Source organism: Thiohalocapsa marina, assembly GCF_008632335.1.
GTDB classification, from domain to species: Bacteria; Pseudomonadota; Gammaproteobacteria; order Chromatiales; family Chromatiaceae; genus Thiohalocapsa; species Thiohalocapsa marina.
Map to the genome: position 1 here is coordinate 206,614 of NZ_VWXX01000004.1, position 22,225 is coordinate 228,838.

Consider the following 22,225-nt stretch of genomic DNA (forward strand, 5'->3'; position numbering starts at 1 on the left):
ATTTTGGCCAGGATGGCCAACAAAGCAGCGTCTCCTCAAGGATCATCCTTGCTAATGAAAAAACTTTATTAGATGTGCAAGGCCATGACAGGCAGGGCATCCAAGCCATCCCGCGAGTCCGGATAAGTGCTGGTACCCGAGCGTCATCGTCAGTCCTTGCCCGCGACTGAGCAGTGCGACTCAGAAAGTCAGCCTTCAGCCAGAATGGGGCGGTCGCAGGCGCACGGCACTCACGAAAGCGGGCACAATGGGTGCTGTGCCAATGAACGGTTGCAGGATCGCTGTAACGGATTAGAAACAGGCCGGCTAAACATGAAGCTGGGCATGAAGCCGGATGGAACTGGCAGGGGGATGCAGATGCCGGCCATGCCCCCCAGGGCGGATGTCCAGAGCGGCATCCCGGGCAGCGGCCCTGGCCCATCAACCAGAGCAAATTCCAGACGGGTGGAGTCGAGCGAGCTTATGAGATTGATCATCATCGGCGCCGTTGCCGCCGGCATGAGCGCGGCGAGTCAGGCGCGCCGCAGAAGCCCCGACAGCGAGATCATCGTCCTGGAGAAGACCCAGGACGTCTCTTATGGTGCCTGCGGGCTGCCCTACAAATTACCGCCGTACGAGTGCATGGAAGATCTCCAGGTGATGTCGGCCGAGCGCTTCCGTGCCGAGCGCAACCTCGACCTGCGTCTGGGGCATGAGGTCACGCGCATCGACCCCGCGGCGCGCAAGGTCTTCGGCACGAACGCCGAGGGAGCCTTTGCGCTCGGCTACGACAAGCTCATCCTCTGCACCGGGGCGCGGGTCTGGGCACCGCCCATTCCGCGTCTCGCCGAGTTCTGGGGGCACGGTGCCTATGCGCTGAAGACCCTGGAGGACGGACGCGTCATCAAGGCCGCCATGGGTGCAAAACCGCCCAAGCGTGTGGTTGTCATCGGCGCCGGCTATATCGGACTCGAGGCGACGGAGAACTTCGCCGAGATGGGTGCCAAGGTCACGGTCGTCGAGGCCCTGCCGCAGATCCTGCCCTGGCTGCCCGAGAGCCAGCGCGAGCGCCTCGTTCAGGGCGAGGCTGCCGCGCATGGGGTCGAGATGCTGGTGGGAACCCGGGTCGAGGCGCTCAAGCGTGCTGGCGAGGCCATTCGCATAGAGACCTCCGGGCGGACTCTGGAGGCCGACCTGGTCCTGGTCGCCACGGGCGTGCGGCCGGAGGCGGAGCTGGCCGCGGCGGCCGGGCTCAAGCGCGGTGCTGCCGGTGCCATCGCAGTGAACGATTATCTGCAGACCTCGGACGAGCACATCTATGCCGCCGGCGACTGCGCCGATGCCAGGCATGCCCTGACCGGCCAGTCGGTCTGGTTTCCGCTGGCCCTGCGGGCCAACCGCTCGGGCAAACTGGCCGGCGACAACGTCATGGGCCTGGAGCGCCCGGCGCCGCCGGTGCTCGGCACGGCCGTGTTCAAGTTCTTCGGCCTGGAGGTGGCGCGTGTTGGGCTGTCGCAGCAGGAGGCGGATGACGCCGGCCTGAGCACGGCCTCGGCCGAGATCGTCTCCTCGACGCGCGCCGGCTACTATGGCGGGGGTGGCAAGCTCTCGGTCTGGCTGCTCGCCGAGCGAACGACGCGTAAATTGCTGGGCTGCTGCATGGTCGGCCCGGAGGCGGCGGCGCACAAGATCGATACGGCCGCGGCGGCGATCCATGCCGGCATGACCGTCGAGCAGGTCTACGACATGGACCTGGCCTATGCGCCGCCCTTCGGCCCCTCCTGGTCGCCGTTGCTGATCGCGGCCTCGCGACTGGGCAAGGTGCTGGGATGACGGCGCCGGAACGCACCCACTTTCAGCGCCTGATCGGCGCCGTCGCGTCCGCCCCGCCGGTGGTCATCGCCGTGGCCCATCCCTGCAACGCTGCCGCGCTGGCCGGCGCCGTCGATGCCGCGCAGGCAGGCATCATTACACCGCTGCTGGTCGGGCCGCGCGCCAGGATCCTCGCCGCGGCCCAGGCGGCCGGCTTCGACCTCTCGGCCTATGCGATCGAGGACACCGAGCACAGCCAGGCCTCGGCCGAGCAGGCGGTGGCCCTGGTGCGCGCAGGCCGTGCCGAGGCCCTCATGAAGGGCTCGCTCAGCACCGACGAGCTGCTCGCGGCCGTGGTCCGGCGCGACACCGGTCTGCGCACGGGCCGGCGCCTGAGCCATTGCTTCGTCATGGACGTGCCCGGGCACGCCAAGCCGCTGATCATCACGGATGCGGCCATCAACATCTTCCCGACCCTGGAGGAGAAGGTCGATATCGTGCAGAACGCCATCGATCTGGCCCGCTGCCTCGGCATCGAGACACCCAAGGTCGCGATCGTCTCGGCGATGGAGAAGGTCAATCCCAAGCTGCAGTCGACCGTCGAGGCCGCCGCCCTCTGCAAGATGGCCGATCGCGGTCAGATCACCGGCGCGCTGCTCGACGGCCCCCTCGCCCTCGACAACGCCATCGACCCGGAGGCCGCTCGCATCAAGGGCATCGCCGGACCCGTCGCCGGTGAGGCCGATATCCTTGTGACCCCCGACCTGGAGGCCGGCAACCTGCTCGCGAAGAGCCTGGCCTTCCTCATGGGCGCGGACTCAGCGGGCATCGTCCTCGGCGCCAGGGTCCCCATCGTGCTCACCAGCCGGGCCGATACGGTGCAGAGCCGGCTCGCCTCCTGCGCCGTCGCCGCCCTGGTGGCGCAGCGCCGCAAGGCGTCTGCGGCATTGGCCGGGGCATTGGACGGCTGAACCTTGCGGAGGCATCCAGCATGAAACGCATTTCGCTAGAAGAGGCGGTTGCCGCCATCCCGGACGGGGCGAGCCTTGCCGTCGGCGGCTTCGTCGGCGTTGGCACCCCGGAGCGTCTCTGCGACGAGCTCGTGCGTCAGGGTCGGCGCGATCTGACCCTCATCACAAACGACACGGCCCGGCCTGGTATGGGCGTCGGCAAGCTCATCTCTGCCCGCTGCGTGCGCAAGGTCATCACGAGCCACATCGGCTTGAACCCGGAGACGCAGCAGCAGATGCACGCGGGCTCGCTGGAGGTGGAGCTGGTGCCCCAGGGCAGTCTGGTGGAGCGCATCCGCTGCGGCGGCTTCGGGCTTGGCGGCGTGCTGACGCCAACCGGCCTCGGCACCCTGGCCGAAGAGGGCAAGCGGCGGATCGAGGTCGAAGGCAAGGACTATCTGCTGGAGACGGCGCTGACAGCCGACTTCGCCCTGGTGCACGCCATGTACGCCGACTACAGCGGCAACCTGCACTACCTGCTGACGGCGCGCAATTTCAATCCCATCGTCGCCATGGCCGGCAGCAGGGTCATGGCCACGGCCGATCACATCGTCCCGGTGGGCGTGATCTCGCCCGACGATGTCATGACGCCTGCCGCGGTGGTCGACCACATCGTCGCGAATCATTGAGGGGGCGTGCATCCCCGAATTACACGAGTGCCAATGAATCCACAAACACTCATCGCCAAGCGCGTCGCCCTCGAGCTGCAACCTGGCATGCTCGTGAATCTGGGCATCGGTATCCCGACGCAGGTCGCCAACCATGTGCCAGCGGGGATCGACGTCTTCTTTCAATCCGAGAACGGGCTGATCGGCACGGGTCCCGTCCCGGAGCCGGGCTTTGCGCATCCGAAACTCACCGATGCCGGCGGGCAGGCGGTGTCTGCGCTGCCCGGGGCCTGCACCTTCGATAGCGCCTTCTCCTTCGGTCTGATGCGGGGCGGTCATGTCGACATGACCGTTCTGGGCGGCCTGCAGGTCGACGGCAGTGGGCATCTGTCCAACTGGATGATTCCGGGCAAGATGGTGCCTGGCATGGGTGGGGCCATGGACCTGGTCACGGGTGCCAAGCAGGTGGTGGTTGCCATGCAGCACACGGTCAAGGGCAAGCCCAAGATCGTATCCCAGTGCAGCCTGCCCTTGACCTCGGTGAGGCCGGTCGACCTCATCGTCACCGAGTTGGCCGTCATTGCTGTCGTCGCGGGCCGCCTGCGTCTGCAGGAGGTCGCGCCCGGTGTCGGTGTCGATGCGGTGCTGGCCGCGACCGAGGCGGTGCTCGAGGTGCCAGACCATGTGCCGACCATGCCAATCTGACAGATGCGCATGGATTCGCTCATCGACATGCCGGCGCCTCGTTCGGCACGGCGCTGCGGGGAGACCGGATGAGTCTTGATCTCATGCTGGTGCTCGGGCTGCTGATCGCCGCCGTCGCCATGTTCAGCCTCGGGCGGCCCCGCGCCGATGCCGTGGGCCTGTCCATGATGGTCGCGCTGCCCTTCACCGGTGTCATCGAGATGCGCGAGGCCCTTGCCGGCTTCAGCAACCCGAACATCATCCTGATCGCGGCCATGTTCGTGATCGGCGAGGGGCTTGCGCGCACCGGTATCGCCAAGGGGCTCGGCGACTGGCTGGTCGCCCGCGGCGGCAAGAGCGAGACGCGGCTGGTCGCCATGCTCATGCTCATGGTGGGCGCGCTGGGCTCGGTCATGTACTCCACGGGCGTGGTGGCCATCTTCATCCCGGTGGCGCTGCGCATCGCCCAGAGCACCGGCATGTCGCCGTCGCAGGTGCTGATGCCGCTGTCCTTTGCCGCCCTGATCAGCGGCATGCTGAGCCTGGTGGCGGCGGCGCCGAATCTGATCGTGAACTACGAGCTCGTGCGCACGGGCACCGAGGGCATGCACTTCTTCACCCTCACACCCATCGGCCTGCCCATCCTGCTGCTCGGCGTCGCCTACATGATGTTCGCCCGGCGCTGGCTGAAGGATGACCGCACGGCTGGCGGCGCGAGCGGTCCAGCGGCGGGCAAGCAGGCCAGTCTCGGGGATTGGGTTGAGGCCTATGGCCTTGCGGACCGCGAGCTACGCGTGCGCGTGCGCCCGGGCTCACCGCTCATGGGTCAGCCCCTGAGCAGGATCCAGGGCCAGCTCGGGCTGGAAGCCGGGCTAGAGCCTCCTCCGCAGCCCGTCGTGCTGGCCATCGAGCGCAAGCGGCCCTTGCGCGCTGCTTTGATCGCGCCCGATGCCGCGACCGAGATCGCCGCCGGCGACATCCTGCTCATCGACAGCCCGACCCCGATCGCCGAGCCTGCTGCCCGGTGTCAGGCGCTTGGGCTCGAGCCCCTGCCGCTCTCGGGCGCCTACTTCACTGATCGGGCCCAAGAGGTCGGGATGGCCGAGGTCATGGTGCCCGCCGAGTCGCGCCTGCTGGGCAAGACGCTCGCTGAGCTGCGCCGGCTCAGTGCGCTCGATCTCAGCGTCATCGGGCTGCGTCGGGGCCAGACGGCCCATACCCCCGAGCAACTGCGCGAAGACCGCCTGCGGCCAGGCGATACGCTGCTGCTGGTCGGCCCCTGGAAGGCCATCAGCCAGCTGCGCGGCGACCGGCGCGACCTCATCGCCCTGAACCTGCCGAAGGAGTTCGACGAGGTGCTGCCGGCGGCCAGGCAGGCCCCCTTCGCCCTGCTGGCGCTGGCCGTCACCGTCGGTCTCATGGTGCTCGATCTGGTGCCGGCGGTGCAGGCCGCGCTCATCGGCTGTCTGCTCATGGGCCTGTTTCGCGTCATCGATCTCGACAGCGCCTATCGCGCCATCAGCCTGCGCACCCTGGTGCTCATCGCGGGCATGCTGCCCTTCGGCATCGCGCTGGAGCGCACGGGCGGGATCGATCTCGCGGCCACCACGCTGGTCGCGCTGCTTGGCGAGGCGGGGCCCTACGTCATCCTGGCCACGCTCTATCTGGTCACCGTCCTGATCGGCCTGTTCGTGGTCGCTGCCGCCAACGCGGTGCTCGTGATCCCGGTGGCCTTGGCCCTGGCCGCGGAGCTTGGCGCCTCGCCCTATCCCTTTGCGATCATGGTCGCGCTGGCGGCGTCTTCGGCCTTCATGACGCCCATCGCACCGCCGAACGCCATGGTCGCGACTGCGGGTAACTACCGGTTTGCAGACTACCTGCGCATCGGGCTGCCGTTCGTCCTGATCGTGATGAGCGTCTCTCTGGTGTTGGTGCCCTGGCTATTTCCATTTTATTAACAGATTCTTATAGGCGCATGTTGCGGTCGTCCCTGGTTGCCTCCCGATAGAAAGAGGCCCTAGACTGACTTGAGTCCCGTCGCCGTGAAGCAGCGGGACCACCATGGCAGACACCGCGCGCAGACAGACGAGGAAAGAGGTCGCATGTCCCAAAGCCTTGTACGCTACTCGAAGGTCGTCGCCATCGTCGGCGATCTGCTCAAGATCTCGGTGCCGGCAGCAGCGGCGGCGGATGCCCAGGCCGTTGCCTACGGCGATCTGGGGCTGGTGGAAGACCCCGGCGGCTTCAAGTCCCTGGCGCGCGTGATCAAGCTCGAGGGTGAGCTGGTCTCGCTGCAGGTCTTCGCCGGGACCAAGGGGCTCACCACCCGTGCCTCGGTGCGCTTTTTCGGCCATCCCATGCGTGTCACCTACTCGGCCAACGTGCTCGGACGGGTCTTTCGCGGCGACGGCACCCCCTTCGATACCGGCCCGAGCCTGTCGCAGGACCCGAAGATCGAGATCGATGGCCCATCCGCCAACCCGGCCCGGCGCCTGCTCGCCTCGAAGATGGTGCGCACCGATGTGCCCATGATCGACATCTTCAACTCCCTGGTGGAGAGCCAGAAGATCCCGATCTTCTCGGTGGCCGGCGAGCCCTACAACGCCCTGCTTGCACGCATCGGCATACAGGCCGACGCCGACATCGTGGTCTTCGGCGGGCTGGGTATGATCTTCGATGACTATCACTACTTCGTGCGCCGCTTCGAGGACGCCGGCGTCTTCGCACGCACGGTGATGTTCGTCAACCTGGCCTCCGACCCGGTGGTGGAGCGGCTGCTGGTGCCGGACATGGCGCTGGCCGTGGCCGAGCGCTTTGCGGTGGAGGAAGGCAAGCGCGTGCTGGTGCTGCTGACCGACATGACCGCCTATGCCGATGCCATGAAGGAGGTGGGTATCGCCATGGAGGCGGTGCCCTCCAACCGCGGCTACATGGGCGACCTCTATTCGCAGCTCGCGCGCCGCTACGAGAAGGCCGCCGACTTCAAGGACGGCGGCTCGCTGACCATACTGAGCGTCACCACCATGCCCGGCGGCGATGTCACGCACCCGGTGCCCGACAACACCGGCTATATCACCGAGGGCCAGTTCTATCTGCACGACCGCATGCTCGATCCCTTCGGCTCCCTCTCGCGCCTCAAGCAGCATGTGATCGGCAAGGTCACGCGCGAGGACCACGGCCAGATCATGAACACCATGATCCGCTTCTATTCGAGCGCCCGCGATGCCGAGCAGAAGCAGGCTATGGCCTTCGACCTGTCGGAATTCGATCTGCGGCTGCTGAAGTTCGGCAAGCTGTTCCGCGAGCGATTCATGGACATCGACGTCAGCCTGCCGCTGGAGGCGGGTCTGGACCTCTGCTGGCAGACCCTGGCCGAGTGCTTTGCACGCGACGAGCTGCTGATGAAGGAGAGCCTCATGGACAAGTATCTGCCGCGGCTCGATGACGACGAGCGCCTGCCGACGGCGGCCTAAGGCGGCCCTAACGCGGCCCCAACGCCGTCCTAACGCAAGCGGATCAACACCATGTCGCGCGTCAGCCTCAGCAAGACCTCGCTCGCCAAGCAGAACCAGGCGCTGCGCACCTACGAGCGCTTCCTGCCCTCGCTCGACCTCAAGCGCCGCCAGCTCATGGCCGAGCGCGCCAAGGAGGTGGCCGCGCAGCAGCAGACCCGCCAGCGCATCGCGGCGCTGCGCGAGCGCGTGCGCGAGACCCTGCCCATGCTCGCCAATACCGAGGTACCGCTCGACGACCTGGTACGTCTGCGCGGGCTGCGGCTTGGGGAGGAGAACGTCCTCGGGGCCCGTCTGCCGCGGCTGGAGGAGATCGATATCCAGTTAGCCGACTACGGCCTCCTCGGCAAGCCGCACTGGGTCGACACCCTGGTGGAGCTGCTCGCCGAGATGCTGCGCCTGCGCGTGGAGGAGGACCTGCACGATCAGCGCATCGCCGTGCTGGATGCGGCCGTGCGCAAGGTCACCCAGCGCGTGAACCTGTTCGACAAGGTCCTGATCCCGCGCACGCGCGACAACATCAAGCGCATCCGCGTCTACCTCTCCGACGCCGAGCGCGCGGCCATCGTGCGCTCGAAGATCGCCAAGAACAAACGCCTGCGGGAGTCCCTCGCATGAGTATCCTGAGCTTGAACCGCCTGACCGTCGCCGGTCTCGCGGGCGACAAGGACGCGGTGCTCCAGGCGCTGCAGGACCTGGGCTGTCTGCACCTGATCCCGCTGCGCCCGGCCCCGCGCGAGCCCGAGAAGGAGCCCAGCGGCCACGCGGTGGAGGCCTTGCAGGCCCTGCGCTATCTGCAGGACGTGCGCGACAAGCGTCGACAGGTGCGCGATGCGGCCGGCTTCGACCTGGAGGCGACGGTTCGCGCCGTGCTGGCGAATCAGCAGCGCCGGCGCGAGGTCAGCGACCGACGCGATGCCCTGGCCGTGCGTGCCGCGGAGCTCGAGCCCTGGGGCGATTTCCGCCTGCCGCCCGAGGCCGACCTGGCCGGGCGCAAGCTCTGGTTCTATATCCTGCCCCGGCGCCAGCTGTCTCAGCTGGAGGGGCTGGAGCTGCCCTGGCAGGTGGTGCATCGCGACAATCGCCATGCCTGGGTGGTGGTGATCCATGCCGAGGAGCCGCCGCGCGACGCCCTGCCCGTGCCGCGCACCAAGACCGGCGCCCTGAGCCTGTCGGAGGTGCGCCGCCGGCTCGAGGCCGCCGAGCTGGAGATGGAAGAGGTCCAGGCCGAACATCAGGCGCTGACCCGCTGGATCTTCCTGCTCTCTAGCCATCTCGCCGAGGCGGAGGATCAGGCACAGCTGCTCCAGGCGCATGCCCAGACGCGCGACGAGGACAGCCTGTTCCTGGTCCAGGGCTGGGCACCCGATGCCGCGCTGGAGCCCGTGCAGGCGCTGACCGATGCGCGCGGACTGGCCCTGCTCGTGGAGCCGGCCAATCCCGAGGATGCGCCGCCGACGCTGCTGGACAACCCGCCAGCCATCGCCGCCGGCCAGGACCTGGTGGCCTTCTATCAGGTGCCGGCCTACGACGCCTGGGACCCCTCGCGCGTGCTCTTCTTCTCGTTCGCGGCCTTCTTCGCCATGATCCTGTCCGACGCGGGCTATGCCCTGCTGCTGGGCATCCTGCTGTTGCTCTACTGGGGTCGGCTCGGGCGCAGCGAGCTCGGGCAGCGCATGCGCGTCCTCTCCGCCACCCTGGTCGGCACCTCCACGCTCTGGGGCGTGCTGGTGGGCAGCTATTTCGGCTTCGCGCCCGCGCCCGAGGGCGTCCTGGGGCAACTGCACCTGCTCGACCTCAACGACTTCGGCACCATGATGCGGATCTCGGTGGGAATCGGCGTGGCGCATCTGATCATGGCCAATCTGGAGATGGCCGGGGCGCAGCGTGGGCGCGCCGCCGGGCGCGTGGCCATCGGCTGGATCGCTGTCATGCTCGGCGCCTTCTCCCTCTGGATCACCCAGGGCGCGGCGGTTCCGGAGTGGGTGCCGGTGACGGCCCAGGCATTGATGGGAGTCGGCTTCGCGGTGGTGCTGCTGCTCGGCAGCGATCGGCGCATCGATGGCGTCAAGGCCTTCTTTCTGCGCATCTTCGACGGCCTGAGCAGTCTGGCCAGGGTCACTCAGGCCTTCGGTGATGTCCTGTCCTATCTGCGCCTGTTCGCCCTCGGACTCGCCTCGGCCTCCATGGCCATGACCTTCAACGGCCTCGCGCGCGACGCCGCCACCGAGCTGCCCGGCATCGGCCTGCTGCTGGCCATCCTGATCCTCCTCGCGGGACATACGCTCAATCTGCTGCTCGGGCTCATGAGCGGTGTCGTGCACGGACTGCGCCTCAACTTCATCGAGTTCTACAACTGGGCGCTGGCCGGCGAGGGCTATCCCTTCAAACCCTTCAAACGGACGGAGTTGCGTGAATGAATGAATTTGTCGTTGCACTCGGCTGGGCCGGACTCTTCGCCCCCATGGCCCTGGGCGCCATGGGCAGCGTCATCGGCTGCGCCGTGGCCGGACAGGCGGCCATCGGTGCCATGGTGGACACCGAATCCGGCTACGGGCGCTATATCGGCGTCTCGGTCATGCCTTCATCGCAGGTCATCTATGGCATCGTCGTCATGTTCAGCCTGCAGCGCGACGTGACCCCGGAGACGGCGCCGGCGCTGTTCGGCATCGGCATTCTCGCGGGACTCGCGCTGCTGGTCTCGGCCATGCGTCAGGGACAGGCCTGCGCCTCGGCGATCCATGCGAGCAAGACCAAGCCCGAGATCTTCGGTCTGTCCCTGGCGCCGGCGGCCATTGTCGAGGGCTTTGCGGTCTTCGCCTTCGTCTTCGCGCTGGTGCTGGCGGGAGGCATTCCGGGATGAGCAATGCCGCCAGAATTGATAGTGGCAAAAGCGACGATGGCAGAAGTGACCGGGGCACGCCGGGCGGGCACGCCTCCTCGGGCGTCGAGGCCCTGATCGAGCGCCTGCGCGACGAGGGGGTCCAGGTCGGTCGCAATGCCGCCGAGCGCATCGAGGCCGAGGCCCACCACGAGGCGGCGCGGATCCTGCGCGAGGCCGAGACGCGCGCAAAACAGATCCGCGAGACCGCCCGGCAGGAGGCCGAGGCGCTGCAGAAGGGCGGCGAGGAGGCCTTGCGCCTGGCCATGCGCGACACGGTACTGCGTCTCAAGGCCGACCTGGCGGACCGCTTCAGCGACGAGGTGCGGCGCCTCATCGCGGCCAAGATGGAGCAGGAGGCCTTTCTGGAGCGTCTGATCCTGGAGGTGGCGGCCCAGGCGCGGGCGCAGGCCGGCGTCGAAACCGGTCAGGCGGTGGAGGTCGCGCTGCCACGGGCGCTGGTGGGGCCGGAGGAGCTGCGGCGCAACCCGCTGGAACTGCGCGAGGGCTCGCTGTCGCACTTCGTGCTGTCGCTGGCCGGCAACGTCCTCGCCGAGGGCGTGACCTTCGGCGTCTCGGCCGATCCGAACGGGCGTGGCATCCAGCTTTCCCTGGTGGGCCAGGAGGTCCGGATCGACCTGACCGACGAGACCGTGGCGGCGACACTGCTGGCGCACCTGCAGCCGCGCTTTCGCGCCATCCTCGAAGGCATGGTCAAGTAAGGGAGTGCAGAGACCTTGGCCCACTCCGACCGCTATGCGATGCTGCTGAGCGCGCTGCCCTACCATGGGCCGCTGTTCGGCGCGACCCAGACACCGCTGTCGCGCTTCCGTCTGAACCAGCGCCTGGCGCTGCTCGCCGAGGAGGAACTGCGCTGCCTGGAGGATGCGCGCCGCCTGCTCGAGTGGGCGCAGCAGCCGCCGGGGCGCCCGGATGCGCAGGCCGTGCGCGAGGCGCAGGGCGTGATCGAGGGCATGAGCAACGGCTTCGTGCGCGAGCTCGTGACCTGGCGCCTGGAGATGCGCACCCTGGTTGCGGCCATGCGCCACCGCCATCGCGGCGAGGCCGCACCGCGGGAGCGTCATTGGGGCTTCGGCCGCTGGGTCGGACACCTCATGCGCCACTGGAACGAGCCCGCCTTCGGCCTCGAGCGCGCCTTTCCATGGCTGCCCGAGGCCGAGCGGCACCTGCGCACCGGTGCCGCCGCCGAGCTGGAACGCCTGCTGCTTGGTGTCGTCTGGGACCGCCTGGAGCGGCTCAGCGATGGTCATTATCTCGACTTCGAGGCGATCGTGATCTATGTCCTGCGCTGGGATCTGATCGCACGCTGGACCACCTACGACGGCGAGCACGCGCTGCAACGCTTCGATGCGCTCGTCGAGCGCGTCTCCATTCCACAGGCCGGGCGTTAGGCCCGGCCCCGATCACAGGATCTGTCCAAGATGTCCGAGGATGCAGCCATGACACCGTCCGAGACCGGACGCCGGGACGCGCCTGCCCGCGTGGTCGCGGTGCAGGAAAGTCTCGCCACCATCGAGGCCGGCTGGGAGGGCGGGCAGCGCCGGGCGCTGAAGAAAAACGAGGTGGTGCTGATCCTGCCGCACCGCCAGGCACCCGACGGCCGTCAGGAGCGCCTGAAGGCCGAGGTACTGCGCGTGCGCGGCGACCTGGCGGATGTGCAGGTGTTCGAGGACACGCGCGCCGTCGCCATCGGCGACCCGGTGGAGCAGACCGGCGAGATGCTCTCGGTGATCCTCGGCCCCGGCCTGCTCGGCCAGGTCTTCGACGGCCTGCAGAGCCCCCTCGACAAGGTGGCCCTGGAGCATGGCGTGTTCCTGCCCCGCGGCGTCGATCTGCCGCCGCTCGATTGCGAGCGCCGCTGGTCTTTCGTGCCGGCGGTGCAGCATGGGGCGCGTCTGCGCGCGGGCGGCGTGCTTGGCACCGTTGCCGAGGGCCGCTTCACGCACAAGATCATGGTGCCCTTCGATGCGGCCGGCGAGGTGGAGGTCACCTGGATCCAGGAGGGCAGCGTGACCCTGGACACACCGGTCGCGCGCATCCGCGACCAGCAGGGCCAGGAGCGCTCGCTGGATCTGAAACAACGCTGGCCCGTGCGGCGCGCGCTGACCGAGCACATGCTGCGCGAGCGCACGGTGGAACGGCTCTATCCGAACGAGCCCATGACCACCACCATGCGTATCGTCGATACCTTCTTCCCGGTGGCGCGCGGCGGAACTGCGTGTATCCCTGGTCCGTTCGGCGCGGGCAAGACGGTGCTGCAGCATGCCCTTGCAAAGCATTCCGACGTCGACATCGTGTTAGTGGTGGCCTGCGGCGAGCGCGCGGGCGAGGTGGTGGAAACCATCCAGGAGTTTCCGCGCATCACCGACCCGCACACGGGCGGCTCGCTCATGGACCGCACCCTGATCATCTGCAACACGTCATCCATGCCGGTCGCGGCGCGCGAGGCGTCCATCTACACCGGCATCACCATCGGCGAGTATTACCGCCAGATGGGCTACCACGTGTTGCTGCTGGCCGACTCCACCTCGCGCTGGGCCCAGGCCATGCGCGAGACCTCGGGGCGGCTGGAAGAGATCCCGGGCGAGGAGGCCTTCCCGGCCTATCTGGAGTCGGCCATCCGCAGTGTCTACGAGCGCGCCGGTCTCATCCGTACCGCCGATGGCAGCCAGGGTAGCCTGACCATGATCGGCACCGTTTCGCCGGCCGGCGGCAACTTCGAGGAGCCGGTGACCCAGGGCACCCTGAGCACGGTCAAGAGCTTTCTGGGGCTCTCCTACGACCGGGCCTACCGGCGCTTCTACCCAGCCATCGACCCGCTGATCTCCTGGTCGCGCTACCTGGAGCAGTTGTCCGACTGGTACGCCCAGCACCTCGATCCGGCCTGGACCGAGCGGGTCGAGGTACTCAAGCAGCTCCTGGTGCGCGGCGATTCCGTGCAGCAGATGATGCAGGTCACCGGCGAAGAGGGTATAACAACCGAGGATTATGTGGTTTATCAGAAGGCGCTCTGTCTCGACATGGTCTTCCTGCAGCAGGATGCCTTCGACGCGGTCGACGCCTCGGTGCCCATGGAGCGCCAGAAGCTCGTGCTTGATCGGCTCTGGTCGATCCTGGAGCAGAATGACAACTACCCGGACAAGGAGGCGGTACGGCAGCATTTCAACCGGCTTATCGGGCTGTTCAAGAACTTCCATTACGCAGCGAGTGCATCGCCGGATTATCAGCGTCTGCTCGACGAGATCGATGTACTGATCCGTTCCGGTGGCCGGGCGTAAAATCGAACGACGTGACACGCCCGTACCCATGTTTCTGTCGCTGAGTTCAATCAACTCTTGCTGAGGGTCTATCAATCATGAATTCTGGCTTCGTTGCTTCCTGTCAATGGCCGCCGGCAAATCCCGAACGGCTTGCGGCACGATTCTCCCGACTCGGCTGGATCGGCCTTTACGTTCAGCTCGCGTTGCTGACGGTGCCCGTCTTGCTGGCAGTCTATGTGCTGTTTTTCGCGACCCCCGACTCCGCCGCACGCAAGGGCGTCGATCTCAGCAACTACCTGTCCTTCGGCAGCTTGCTGGTGGCAGTCTTCACGGCCTACTGGTTCTTCCACTACACCAGGGTGGCCAAGCGGATCGCCGATCCCGCCAGCATTCCGCCACTGACCTCACTGGTGAAGACCGTCTGGATCGGCATCTGGGCCGGCTCGATCGGTATCTTCTTCTCCATGTTGCTGCTGTTCGGGGCCGCCTGGCGGATGCTCTTCATACTGCTCGCCAATCCCCAGACCGGCATCATGGTGGCCCCGGCCATTGGCGGCAGTCCGGCGCAGGCCATCTCGGCGATCGACGGGGTGAGTCTTACGTCGCTGCTGATCATGCTTGCCGTGGAACTGCTGGTGCTCGGCCTTTCGCTCTGGCTGCTCTACCAGACCACCCGTCCGACGCCAGAGAAGGCGAAGGCGTGACCGGACTGCGATCCGTGGCACGGACGCCCGTTTCCGCCGCGGGCTGGACCGATGCGCGATAACCTAGACAGCGGTGGTCCGGATCGGAATCCGAGCCAGCATCCGAGCCGCCCTGGGCGCGACCTGGGGCGGACTGCCATGGCGACGGCGGCCGTGATACTGCTGATCATCGGCCTGGGCGTGATTGCCAACAAATTGCACGAAATCGACGATCAGCTTGCCTACGCCGCCCTGGGCGGGGCGGCGGAAGGCAGCAGCTTGCCAGCCGAGGTGGCGGCAAAAGGCAGGGCCGTCTACGTCCCTGCCTACTCACAGCTCTACTCGGACGATGGCCGCGCCGTCCCGCTGAGCATCAATCTGAGCGTCAGAAACACCGATCCGGAGCATCCGATCCGCATCGACCAGGTGCGTCTCCACGATGATCACGGCGACGGCATGGACGAACTGGTCGATGAGACAAGGGTGCTGGCGCCAATGGCAACCGCGTCATACCTGATCCAGGGACGCGATCTCAGCAACGGATCGGGGGCCAATTTCGTGGTCGAATGGTCAGCGCAGGAGCAGATCAATCGCCCGATCATCGAGGCCATCATGCTTGGTCCGGACGGGGTGGCGTTCAAGAGTCGCGGCGAGCCGATCGAGCGCCGTTGAGGATCCGCCGCAAGCCGGTAGCAGCTAGCAATTAAAACCGCAAAGGCGCAGAGAATGCAGAGACCAGCCAGAGTATTTGTAAGCGCTGCGTACGCTTTGCGCTCTCTGTAACTCTGCGGTCAACCACGCCGCGGCATACCAGCCACCAACCCATGGCGCTGTTTGCGGATGCCCGACGGGTCATCCTAAGAAAGAGCAGCAAGCCACCAGCTGAAAGGCTGATTCCAAAGCCGATTCCCGGCCGGTTGCCTTTCACCCAACGGGGGATCGCCCGATCGGTGAAAAATCTACGATATCCATCGGGCTTGGTCGTGGTCAGTGGTCAGTGGTGAGTGTGGAGTGGCCAGCTGGCGTCGGTGCCGAGTGGCTGGGTCGACGCCAGCTGGATCCTTGCGCGCCCTCTAGTCTTGCTCGCGAGTCCGAACAGGTTGAAGTCGTTGACGTAGAGCGCGCCCAGATTCGACTGCAGGGTGGTCAGGAACAGGTCCGACAGGCGCACGCCCACCGTCTCGGCGACGATCTCGGCGTTGGCGCCGGGATAGAAGGCCTGCACCGAGACCTGGGGCGGGACGATGTCCGGGAACCGGGCCACGGGCAGCACGCGCAATGCAGGATTGCGCGGACTATTTGCCACCGCCCTTGGGAGCGGTGTGCAACCGGAAATTAAAACCGAGCACGGTCATGCCGTGACAGTACTGGCGGCATCACCAGCGCAAAGGTAGACTCACCCGGCAACCCCGCTGGTACACACCTGCCAGGGATCAGGACGTCGGCACCTTCAGCTTCTGCCCCGGACGGATCACGGTGTCCTGTGGACCCATCGCGTTCAGCTTGCGCAGCTCCGACACCGTCAGCCCGTTCTGCACGGCCACGCGATACAGCGTCTCCTTGGGCTTGACCACATGGTAGCGAACGCTGCTGCTGGTCGACCGGGCCACGGCCGGCTGGGACTTGGCGATGGCCAGCTTTCTAGGCGCCGGGGCCGCTTTCGCCACCGCCGGCGCCGCCGGCGAAGGATGGCTCGCCACACGCTTGAGGGAGCCCGCCGGCAACCAGACCGTGGAGCCCGCCGGTAACTGGGCGACGCCCGCGCGGGCGCGGTGCTGCCAGTGCAGGTTCAGATCCGCCAGCTGGTGGCCGGCGACGCCGTAGTGGCTGGCGACATGGTGGGCCGGCATCGGGTGGCGCAGCACCAGCCGGTCATGCGTCCAGGGCTCTTCGTAGGCCAGCCCCTCGGGGAAGTAGCGCTCGGCGTTGCTGGCCACCTCGCGCGCGGCAATGAACTCGGAATAGAAATTGCGCGAGGCGAAGCCGAAGTACGGCCCCTGGTAGCGCTCGACGATGGCGCCGATGTCGTCGCCGTGGATCGCCTTGGCCTTGGCCATGCCGCCCTGACCGTGGTTGTACGAGGTCACCGCCAGCGGCCAGCTGCCGAGCCGGTCGTGGGCCTCGGACAGATAGCGGGCGGCGCCGTCGGCGGCGAGGATGGGATCGAAGCGCTCGTCGACCGTGCCATTGACGGTCATGTAGATGCGCCCGGTAGCGGGCATGAACTGCCACACACCGCCCGCGCCCACCGACGAGCGGGCATTGGTCTGGAAGGACGATTCCACGTGAGGCAGATAGGCCAGGTCCTCGGGCACGCCGTAGCGCGACATGATCTCGCGGAATTCGGCGTCATAGCGGCCACTGATCTCCACGCCGCGCTTGAAGCGCTCGCGCAGGCCGCGCTGACTGCGCACCCGCTCGTCGGCGCCGGCCAGCGCCCCGACGCCGCCGGCCTGCTTGAAGCTGTCCAGCAGGGCGCGGTCTTCCGCATCAAGCGGGCGGCCGTCGCGCACCCGCTGCTGCAGTGCCTGCACGCGCCCCTGGTGGTGGGCCTTGCGGCTGGCGATCAGCGCCTTCTGGGCCGGGGTATAACCCGCCTGAATCGGCTCCGGCAGCCGGACCACCTCGTAGATGATGTCCATGTAGCGATCATCGTGGATGGCCACATCCGCGCGGCTCCACACCCCATACACGTGTCGCCAGAACTCGACATTGTCGCGGATCTCGTCTGGCACCGGGAAGGTGTCGTTGGCGCCGTACCCGCGGCCCTTGTCGAAGGTGTCCAGCCGCGCATTGTTGCCGGCACACCCCCCAAGGCCCAGCGCCAGAGCGACCACCAGCAGACAGCCGAACAATCGGCCAGGACGATGTGCGTGCATGCCCCGATCCCCCTCGTGCAAGCCAGACTCAACGATCTTTCGTGCTCCGCCGCACCCCGCAGGAAGCGAACACGACCGGCGGATCACTGCCCCCAGACCTGATTTTTACCGACATTCGTCGCATAAACAAGGGTTGGCGACGGTTTTTTAATTAACGAGACACACCACCGGCCCGCCCGCGGGCCGGCTGACATGGGGCCACCCGTACAAAGGCCCGCCGCATCGCCTACATTTAAAGAGGAAAGACATCAAGGGGAATGCTGATTTGTTCAGCGTTTCCCGCGCGGGGCAGGAGGCCAATCAGTCAGCGCTTCTCGAATAAACACAGGAGGCCAGCATGTATCTCAAGCATCGCAACACAGGCAGACTGGTCGAGGTCCTCGGGCTCGGCGACCTCTACAATCCCATGCACACCGCACTGATCGGGCGCTACCACTACGGCGAGGAGGTGCAGGAACCGGAGCGGTTCGACAAGAACGATCTGGTGTTCTGCTCCGGCGAGGATCTGCCTCGCTGCTGGATCGACGTGCACTACCGCGACGAAGAGGCGCGGCACCATCACGGCTGAACGGACGCGAGCAGAGAAGATCGGATGCAGGCAGAGAATGACAGGCCAGGCAGCCAGGCCGGCAATATGCCCAGCAAAGCGGGCAGGCCGGTCAGCGTGCCCGGACGGAAAAGTGCCGCATGGCCGGCGGAGGTGACAGGTCTGCAGCCAGTGGCGGGGGCACCGCGGCCGGCAGCGCCTTGAGGGATGCATCGAGGGCATGCGTGGTGTCGCAGTGCTGCAGCACATAGCGCTCGACGCCGGTGTCGGCCAGACGCTGCATCAGGCGTTGCAGGTAGCCTGCGTCGTCTAGCCCCGGCAATGGCGTCGTGCGGACCTCGTGGGCCACCCCGGCGTCCAGCAACAAATCGAGGCTGCGCCAGGCCCGCTCGCCGGAACCCGGCACGCCGGTGACTGCCGGGTAGTCTGCCGGCAGCGCCTTGATGTCCAGCCCAACCCAGTCCACCAGCGGCAGCACCGATGCAAGGCGCTCGGGGTACGGGCCGCCCGTATGCAGCCCGATCCGGAAGCCCAGGGCGCGAATGTCGGTGATGGCATCGGCGAGCGCCACCTGCGCCGTCGGTTCGCCGCCACTGAGCACCACGGCGTCCAGCAAGCCGCGACGGCTGGCCAGAAACGCCATGACCGCATCCCAAGGCAATTGCTCCGCCTCTTTGGCGGCATCCAGCAGATGCCCGTTGTGGCAGTAGCGGCAGCGCCAGGGACAGCCGCGACAATAAACCACCGCGGCCAGTTCGCCGGGATAGTCGATGGTGGTCAGCGGCGTCAGGCCGCCGACCGCAAGGGTTGCCGCGGACGATCCGGTCAAGACGGTGCGCCCGCTCAGGCCGCCTCGCGCGCGGCCTCGCACTGAACGGTCCCCTGCGGCTGCTCGCAGAAATAGGACCGCTCGGCATGCTCCGAGCGCTTGCCGCTGTTGAAGGCGGAAACAGGACGATGATAGCCCATGACGCGGGTCCAGACCTCGCAGCGGGTACGTTCCTCGTCGTTCAGTTCGATACGGTCATTGCTCATTTTCATGCTCCTGCGTGGGTTGTCTCTTCGGTCGATGGCTGCGCGACGATCTGCGCCTTCCGCTTCCTTGCCAGCAGTTCCTGATCGCACAGCGGACAGAACTCGTGCTCGCCGGCGATGTAGCCGTGGTGTGGGCAGATAGAGAAGATCGGCGTCACGGTGATGTAGGGCTGGCGGAAGTGCTCGAGCGAGCGGCGCACCAGCCGCTTGCAGGCGTCCACGGAACTGACCTGCTCGCTCATGTACAGGTGCAGCACGGTACCGCCGGTGTACTTGGACTGGAGTTCCTCCTGCATCGCCAGGGCCTGGAAGGGGTCGTCGGTGTAGCCCACCGGCAATTGCGAGGAATTGGTGTAATAGGGCGCCTGGTCGGTACCGGCCTGCAGGATGTCCGGAAAGCGCTTCCGGTCCTCGCGGGCAAAGCGGTAGGTGGTGCCCTCTGCCGGGGTCGCCTCCAGGTTGTACATGTGGCCGGTCTCCTCCTGGAACTGCACCATGCGCGCGCGCACATGATCCAGCAGGCGGCAGGCGAAGGCCTTGCCCCAGGGGGTGGTGATGTCCTCGGCGTCGGCGGTGAAATTGCGGATCATCTCGTTGATGCCGTTCACGCCCAGGGTACTGAAGTGATTGCGCAGGGTGCCCAGATAGCGCTTGGTGTAGGGAAACAGACCCGTGTCCATGTGGCGCTGGATCACCTTGCGCTTGAGCTCCAGGCTCTTCTTGCCCAGCTCCATGAGCTGGTCCAGCCGCGCGTAGAGGCCCTTCTCGTCGCCCCGGTGCGTGTAGCCGAGCCGGGCGCAGTTGATGGTGACCACGCCGAGGGAACCGGTCTGCTCGGCAGAGCCGAACAGACCGTTGCCGCGCTTGAGCAGTTCGGTCAGGTCGAGCTGCAGCCGACAGCACATGGAGCGGACCATGTTCGGCGAGAGCTCGGAATTGATGAAATTCTGGAAATAGGGCAGCCCGTACTTCGCCGTCATCTCGAACAGCAGTTCCGCGTTCTCGCTGTCCCACGGAAAGTCTTCGGTGATGTTGTAGGTGGGGATCGGGAAGGTGAAGATGCGACCCTTGGCATCGCCCTCGGTCATCACCTCAATATAGGCGCGGTTGATCAGGTCCATCTCGGCCTGCAGTTCGCCGTAGGTGAAGGGCTGCTCGACGCCACCGATCACCGGCACCTGCTCGCGCAGGTCCTCCGGGCAGACCCAGTCGAAGGTGAGGTTGGTAAAGGGTGTCTGGCAGCCCCAGCGGCTGGGCACGTTGAGGTTGTAGATCAGCTCCTGGATGTACTGCTTGACCCGCGGATAGTCGAGACCGTCGATGCGCACGAAGGGCGCCATGTAGGTATCGAAGCTGGAGAAGGCCTGGGCGCCGGCCCATTCGTTCTGCAGCGTGCCGAGAAAGTTTACGATCTGCCCGATGGCGCTGGACATGTGCTTGGGCGGACCGGCCTCGACCTTGCCGGGCACACCGTTCAGGCCCTCGGTCAGCAGGGTGCGCAGCGACCAGCCGGCGCAGTAGCCCGCCAGCATGTCGAGATCGTGGATGTGGATGTCGCCTTCGCGGTGCGCCTCGCCGATCTCGGGCGAATAGACATGACTGAGCCAGTAGTTGGCGATCATCTTGCCCGAGGTGTTCAGGATCAGCCCGCCCAGGGAATAGCCCTGGTTGGCGTTGGCCGCCACGCGCCAGTCCGAGCGGTCCAGATACTCGTTGATGGAGCTGGCCACGTCCACCAGGGTGCGGCGGTCGGCGCGCAGCTTGGCACGCTGCTCGCGGTAGACGATGTAGGAGCGGGCCGTCTCGAAGTGGTTGGCACTGATCAGCGTCTGCTCCACCACATCCTGGATAGACTCGATGTCCGGCAACCGTGTCTGACCCGACGCCCCGTGGCCCGATTCACCGCCATGACGATGCGCCAGCACCTTGACCGCCTGCGCCGTCAGCAACTGCGCCTCGAGTTCGTCGAACTCGCCGGTCGCCCGCCCCGCCTTCAGGATGGCCGCCTGGATCTTGGCCGCGTCGAAAGGCACCTGCTGCCCGTCGCGCTTGAGGACGCGGATCGGCAGGGTCGCAAGATTGGAGCGGCTGTTGTCCATGGCAGTGGTGAATCCCGGGGAAGACACAAGATATAGTGCCGGAGATTATAGATACCCCAAGATATAGCGTGCAAGCGCAGAACCGCTTTCTTGATCCAAAGCAACTCAAGGCCGATAGTCACGGGAAATATTTATAGTGACAGTATACTTATTACGACAACATGGCCAGATGGGCATCAAGGGGACGGTATATCGATCCGTTAACATGACAGAGGCAATGTTATAGTGACAGTGTACCAATCTAGATCACATCATCACGGGCGGTCATTCCAGCGCCAAACTCGATGACTGCGAACCAGATCCACCGGCCAATGAATGAGACAGTCCATCAATCCTGGCCCCGGTCAGCTCGCACAAGCGGGTCGCCCGCGCCTGCGGGCCGCCCCGCAGGTAGCGGCGAGAAATGACGGTGACAATCAGTGTGACGGTATAGGTTTCTCAATCCTTGCTGGAACCGGCCAACAGCTCATCCGTCTGCGCATCACGACTCCGAGGCTTCGGACCCGGCTTCTGCGGTCGAAGCACGCGTCCGAGACGGTTTTCGACGTCCGTGACGAATGCATTCGAACCCAGGGGCCGACCCGTGCGCGAATGCCGATGGAACTGTTCCGGGTCCTCTTCGGCGTCCGTATCGGCCAGGAAGCCTGCCCAGTCGCCCACCAGGTCCAGCAACGGGCGAACCCGTACCAAGGCATCGTCTTCGCCGCTCAGATGGGCGCGTGCGCTCGACCATGGCCACTGCTCGGGCGTCGCGCAAAGCCCGGCACGCACCGGATTTCGCTCGACATAACGCGAAGCAGCCAGCAGATGCGGCTCATCCATCACGAACGAGTGAAAGCGTTCCTGCCAGAGGTGCCCGCACCAGTCCTGGCGCGCATTGATCATGCGCGTATAGCGCCGATGCGTCTCGCCCAACGCACAACGTAACCCGTCTTCCGTCGTCGGCACCATCACTAGATGTACATGGTTCGGCATCAGACAGTAGGCCCAGATCTCGGTGCCGCAACGCCGGCAGGATGCTGCGAGCAGGTCGCGATAGGCGACATAATCCGTGTCATCGAAAAATGTCGATTCGCCACGATTGCCACGCTGCGTGATGTGATGCGGTAAGCCGGGTACGACGACCCGCGCGATTCTGGCCACAGGCTTTTCCTCCGAATGGGAGTGGGATGCATATACCGCCCCCGGGGCGGGCTATCGGGCGAGTATATGGGG

Annotated in this window: 21 protein-coding genes; 15 read left to right on the top strand and 6 right to left on the bottom strand. The window is 66.2% G+C overall.

Annotation, left to right across the window (positions count from 1 at the left end):
* Positions 1-462: 462 nt before the first annotated feature.
* The 14 genes from F2Q65_RS04870 to F2Q65_RS04935 all read left to right on the top strand — a co-directional run bounded on the left by F2Q65_RS04870 (position 463) and on the right by F2Q65_RS04935 (position 15,122).
* Complete coding sequence (locus F2Q65_RS04870) at positions 463-1,812, top strand: FAD-dependent oxidoreductase (RefSeq protein ID WP_170265529.1); 1,350 nt, start codon at positions 463-465, stop codon at positions 1,810-1,812.
* A complete protein-coding gene (locus tag F2Q65_RS04875) occupies positions 1,809-2,762 on the top strand; it encodes a phosphate acetyltransferase (protein WP_150090989.1) in 954 nt (317 codons plus the stop codon). Before F2Q65_RS04870 ends, F2Q65_RS04875 begins: the two co-directional genes overlap by 4 nt.
* A gap of 20 nt (positions 2,763-2,782) precedes the next feature.
* Positions 2,783-3,430, top strand: a complete 648-nt coding sequence (locus F2Q65_RS04880; protein WP_150090990.1) for a CoA transferase subunit A — start codon at positions 2,783-2,785, stop codon at positions 3,428-3,430.
* Between the two features lie 33 nt (positions 3,431-3,463).
* Complete coding sequence (locus F2Q65_RS04885; RefSeq protein WP_150090991.1) at positions 3,464-4,114, top strand: 3-oxoacid CoA-transferase subunit B; 651 nt, start codon at positions 3,464-3,466, stop codon at positions 4,112-4,114.
* Positions 4,115-4,182: 68 nt separating this feature from the next.
* Positions 4,183-6,051, top strand: a complete 1,869-nt coding sequence (locus F2Q65_RS04890) for an SLC13 family permease (RefSeq protein WP_150090992.1) — start codon at positions 4,183-4,185, stop codon at positions 6,049-6,051.
* Positions 6,052-6,195: 144 nt separating this feature from the next.
* Positions 6,196-7,566 (top strand): V-type ATP synthase subunit B, encoded by a 1,371-nt coding sequence (locus F2Q65_RS04895; RefSeq protein WP_150090993.1) that lies wholly within the window; start codon positions 6,196-6,198, stop codon positions 7,564-7,566.
* A gap of 51 nt (positions 7,567-7,617) precedes the next feature.
* Positions 7,618-8,223: a V-type ATP synthase subunit D gene (locus tag F2Q65_RS04900; RefSeq protein WP_150090994.1), complete on the top strand. Its 606-nt coding sequence runs from the start codon at positions 7,618-7,620 to the stop codon at positions 8,221-8,223.
* Positions 8,220-10,025: a V-type ATP synthase subunit I gene (locus tag F2Q65_RS04905; RefSeq protein WP_150090995.1), complete on the top strand. Its 1,806-nt coding sequence runs from the start codon at positions 8,220-8,222 to the stop codon at positions 10,023-10,025. The genes F2Q65_RS04900 and F2Q65_RS04905 overlap by 4 nt, the downstream gene beginning before the upstream one ends.
* Positions 10,022-10,468, top strand: a complete 447-nt coding sequence (locus F2Q65_RS04910; protein WP_150090996.1) for an ATP synthase subunit C — start codon at positions 10,022-10,024, stop codon at positions 10,466-10,468. Before F2Q65_RS04905 ends, F2Q65_RS04910 begins: the two co-directional genes overlap by 4 nt.
* The gene (locus tag F2Q65_RS04915; protein ID WP_150090997.1) at positions 10,465-11,208 is read left to right on the top strand and encodes a hypothetical protein; all 744 of its coding nucleotides are present in this window, start codon (positions 10,465-10,467) and stop codon (positions 11,206-11,208) included. The genes F2Q65_RS04910 and F2Q65_RS04915 overlap by 4 nt, the downstream gene beginning before the upstream one ends.
* A gap of 15 nt (positions 11,209-11,223) precedes the next feature.
* Entirely contained in the window at positions 11,224-11,898 is a 675-nt protein-coding gene (locus F2Q65_RS04920; protein WP_150090999.1) for a DUF2764 family protein, read from the top strand.
* Between the two features lie 30 nt (positions 11,899-11,928).
* Positions 11,929-13,785, top strand: a complete 1,857-nt coding sequence (locus F2Q65_RS04925) for a V-type ATP synthase subunit A (RefSeq protein WP_150091001.1) — start codon at positions 11,929-11,931, stop codon at positions 13,783-13,785.
* A gap of 77 nt (positions 13,786-13,862) precedes the next feature.
* Positions 13,863-14,471 carry a DUF3611 family protein gene (locus F2Q65_RS04930; RefSeq protein ID WP_150091003.1) on the top strand — a complete coding sequence of 203 codons (609 nt, stop codon included), beginning with the start codon at positions 13,863-13,865 and terminating at the stop codon, positions 14,469-14,471.
* Between the two features lie 138 nt (positions 14,472-14,609).
* Positions 14,610-15,122 carry a DUF3124 domain-containing protein gene (locus F2Q65_RS04935; RefSeq protein ID WP_170265531.1) on the top strand — a complete coding sequence of 171 codons (513 nt, stop codon included), beginning with the start codon at positions 14,610-14,612 and terminating at the stop codon, positions 15,120-15,122.
* 322 nt (positions 15,123-15,444) lie between these two features.
* Here the strand turns inward: F2Q65_RS04935 and F2Q65_RS04940 are convergent, their stop codons facing one another.
* Both F2Q65_RS04940 and F2Q65_RS04945 read right to left on the bottom strand, forming a co-directional pair.
* Positions 15,445-15,756, bottom strand: coding sequence for an efflux RND transporter permease subunit (locus F2Q65_RS04940; RefSeq protein WP_246155978.1), 312 nt, complete (start codon positions 15,754-15,756; stop codon positions 15,445-15,447).
* Positions 15,757-15,883: 127 nt separating this feature from the next.
* Entirely contained in the window at positions 15,884-17,329 is a 1,446-nt protein-coding gene (locus F2Q65_RS04945) for a lytic transglycosylase domain-containing protein (RefSeq protein ID WP_150091009.1), read from the bottom strand.
* Positions 17,330-17,666: 337 nt separating this feature from the next.
* Between F2Q65_RS04945 and F2Q65_RS04950 the strand changes: the two genes are divergently transcribed.
* Positions 17,667-17,897, top strand: coding sequence for an acetyltransferase (locus tag F2Q65_RS04950; RefSeq protein ID WP_150091011.1), 231 nt, complete (start codon positions 17,667-17,669; stop codon positions 17,895-17,897).
* A 91-nt stretch (positions 17,898-17,988) separates the two neighbouring features.
* Here F2Q65_RS04950 and F2Q65_RS04955 read toward each other — a convergent pair whose 3' ends face one another.
* The 4 genes from F2Q65_RS04955 to F2Q65_RS04970 all read right to left on the bottom strand — a co-directional run bounded on the left by F2Q65_RS04955 (position 17,989) and on the right by F2Q65_RS04970 (position 22,153).
* Positions 17,989-18,705: an anaerobic ribonucleoside-triphosphate reductase activating protein gene (locus F2Q65_RS04955; protein ID WP_150091013.1), complete on the bottom strand. Its 717-nt coding sequence runs from the start codon at positions 18,703-18,705 to the stop codon at positions 17,989-17,991.
* A gap of 14 nt (positions 18,706-18,719) precedes the next feature.
* Entirely contained in the window at positions 18,720-18,911 is a 192-nt protein-coding gene (gene nrdD / locus F2Q65_RS20155; RefSeq protein ID WP_150091015.1) for an anaerobic ribonucleoside-triphosphate reductase, read from the bottom strand.
* 2 nt (positions 18,912-18,913) lie between these two features.
* Positions 18,914-21,010: a ribonucleoside triphosphate reductase gene (locus tag F2Q65_RS04965; RefSeq protein WP_150091017.1), complete on the bottom strand. Its 2,097-nt coding sequence runs from the start codon at positions 21,008-21,010 to the stop codon at positions 18,914-18,916.
* Positions 21,011-21,448: 438 nt separating this feature from the next.
* Complete coding sequence (locus tag F2Q65_RS04970) at positions 21,449-22,153, bottom strand: transposase (RefSeq protein WP_150091019.1); 705 nt, start codon at positions 22,151-22,153, stop codon at positions 21,449-21,451.
* Between the last annotated feature and the right edge of the window lie 72 nt (positions 22,154-22,225).

Bases quoted from the DNA above. Each gene is read 5' to 3' on its own strand.
- nrdD (WP_150091015.1), bottom strand. From the start codon at position 18,911: ATGAGCAATGACCGTATCGAACTGAACGACGAGGAACGTACCCGCTGC.
- F2Q65_RS04910 (WP_150090996.1), top strand. From the start codon at position 10,022: ATGAATGAATTTGTCGTTGCACTCGGCTGGGCCGGACTCTTCGCCCCC.
- F2Q65_RS04945 (WP_150091009.1), bottom strand. From the start codon at position 17,329: ATGCACGCACATCGTCCTGGCCGATTGTTCGGCTGTCTGCTGGTGGTC.
- F2Q65_RS04925 (WP_150091001.1), top strand. From the start codon at position 11,929: ATGTCCGAGGATGCAGCCATGACACCGTCCGAGACCGGACGCCGGGAC.
- F2Q65_RS04915 (WP_150090997.1), top strand. From the start codon at position 10,465: ATGAGCAATGCCGCCAGAATTGATAGTGGCAAAAGCGACGATGGCAGA.
- F2Q65_RS04895 (WP_150090993.1), top strand. From the start codon at position 6,196: ATGTCCCAAAGCCTTGTACGCTACTCGAAGGTCGTCGCCATCGTCGGC.
- F2Q65_RS04890 (WP_150090992.1), top strand. From the start codon at position 4,183: ATGAGTCTTGATCTCATGCTGGTGCTCGGGCTGCTGATCGCCGCCGTC.
- F2Q65_RS04965 (WP_150091017.1), bottom strand. From the start codon at position 21,010: ATGGACAACAGCCGCTCCAATCTTGCGACCCTGCCGATCCGCGTCCTC.
- F2Q65_RS04905 (WP_150090995.1), top strand. From the start codon at position 8,220: ATGAGTATCCTGAGCTTGAACCGCCTGACCGTCGCCGGTCTCGCGGGC.
- F2Q65_RS04930 (WP_150091003.1), top strand. From the start codon at position 13,863: ATGAATTCTGGCTTCGTTGCTTCCTGTCAATGGCCGCCGGCAAATCCC.
- F2Q65_RS04875 (WP_150090989.1), top strand. From the start codon at position 1,809: ATGACGGCGCCGGAACGCACCCACTTTCAGCGCCTGATCGGCGCCGTC.
- F2Q65_RS04885 (WP_150090991.1), top strand. From the start codon at position 3,464: ATGAATCCACAAACACTCATCGCCAAGCGCGTCGCCCTCGAGCTGCAA.
- F2Q65_RS04870 (WP_170265529.1), top strand. From the start codon at position 463: ATGAGATTGATCATCATCGGCGCCGTTGCCGCCGGCATGAGCGCGGCG.
- F2Q65_RS04935 (WP_170265531.1), top strand. From the start codon at position 14,610: ATGGCGACGGCGGCCGTGATACTGCTGATCATCGGCCTGGGCGTGATT.
- F2Q65_RS04900 (WP_150090994.1), top strand. From the start codon at position 7,618: ATGTCGCGCGTCAGCCTCAGCAAGACCTCGCTCGCCAAGCAGAACCAG.
- F2Q65_RS04880 (WP_150090990.1), top strand. From the start codon at position 2,783: ATGAAACGCATTTCGCTAGAAGAGGCGGTTGCCGCCATCCCGGACGGG.
- F2Q65_RS04950 (WP_150091011.1), top strand. From the start codon at position 17,667: ATGTATCTCAAGCATCGCAACACAGGCAGACTGGTCGAGGTCCTCGGG.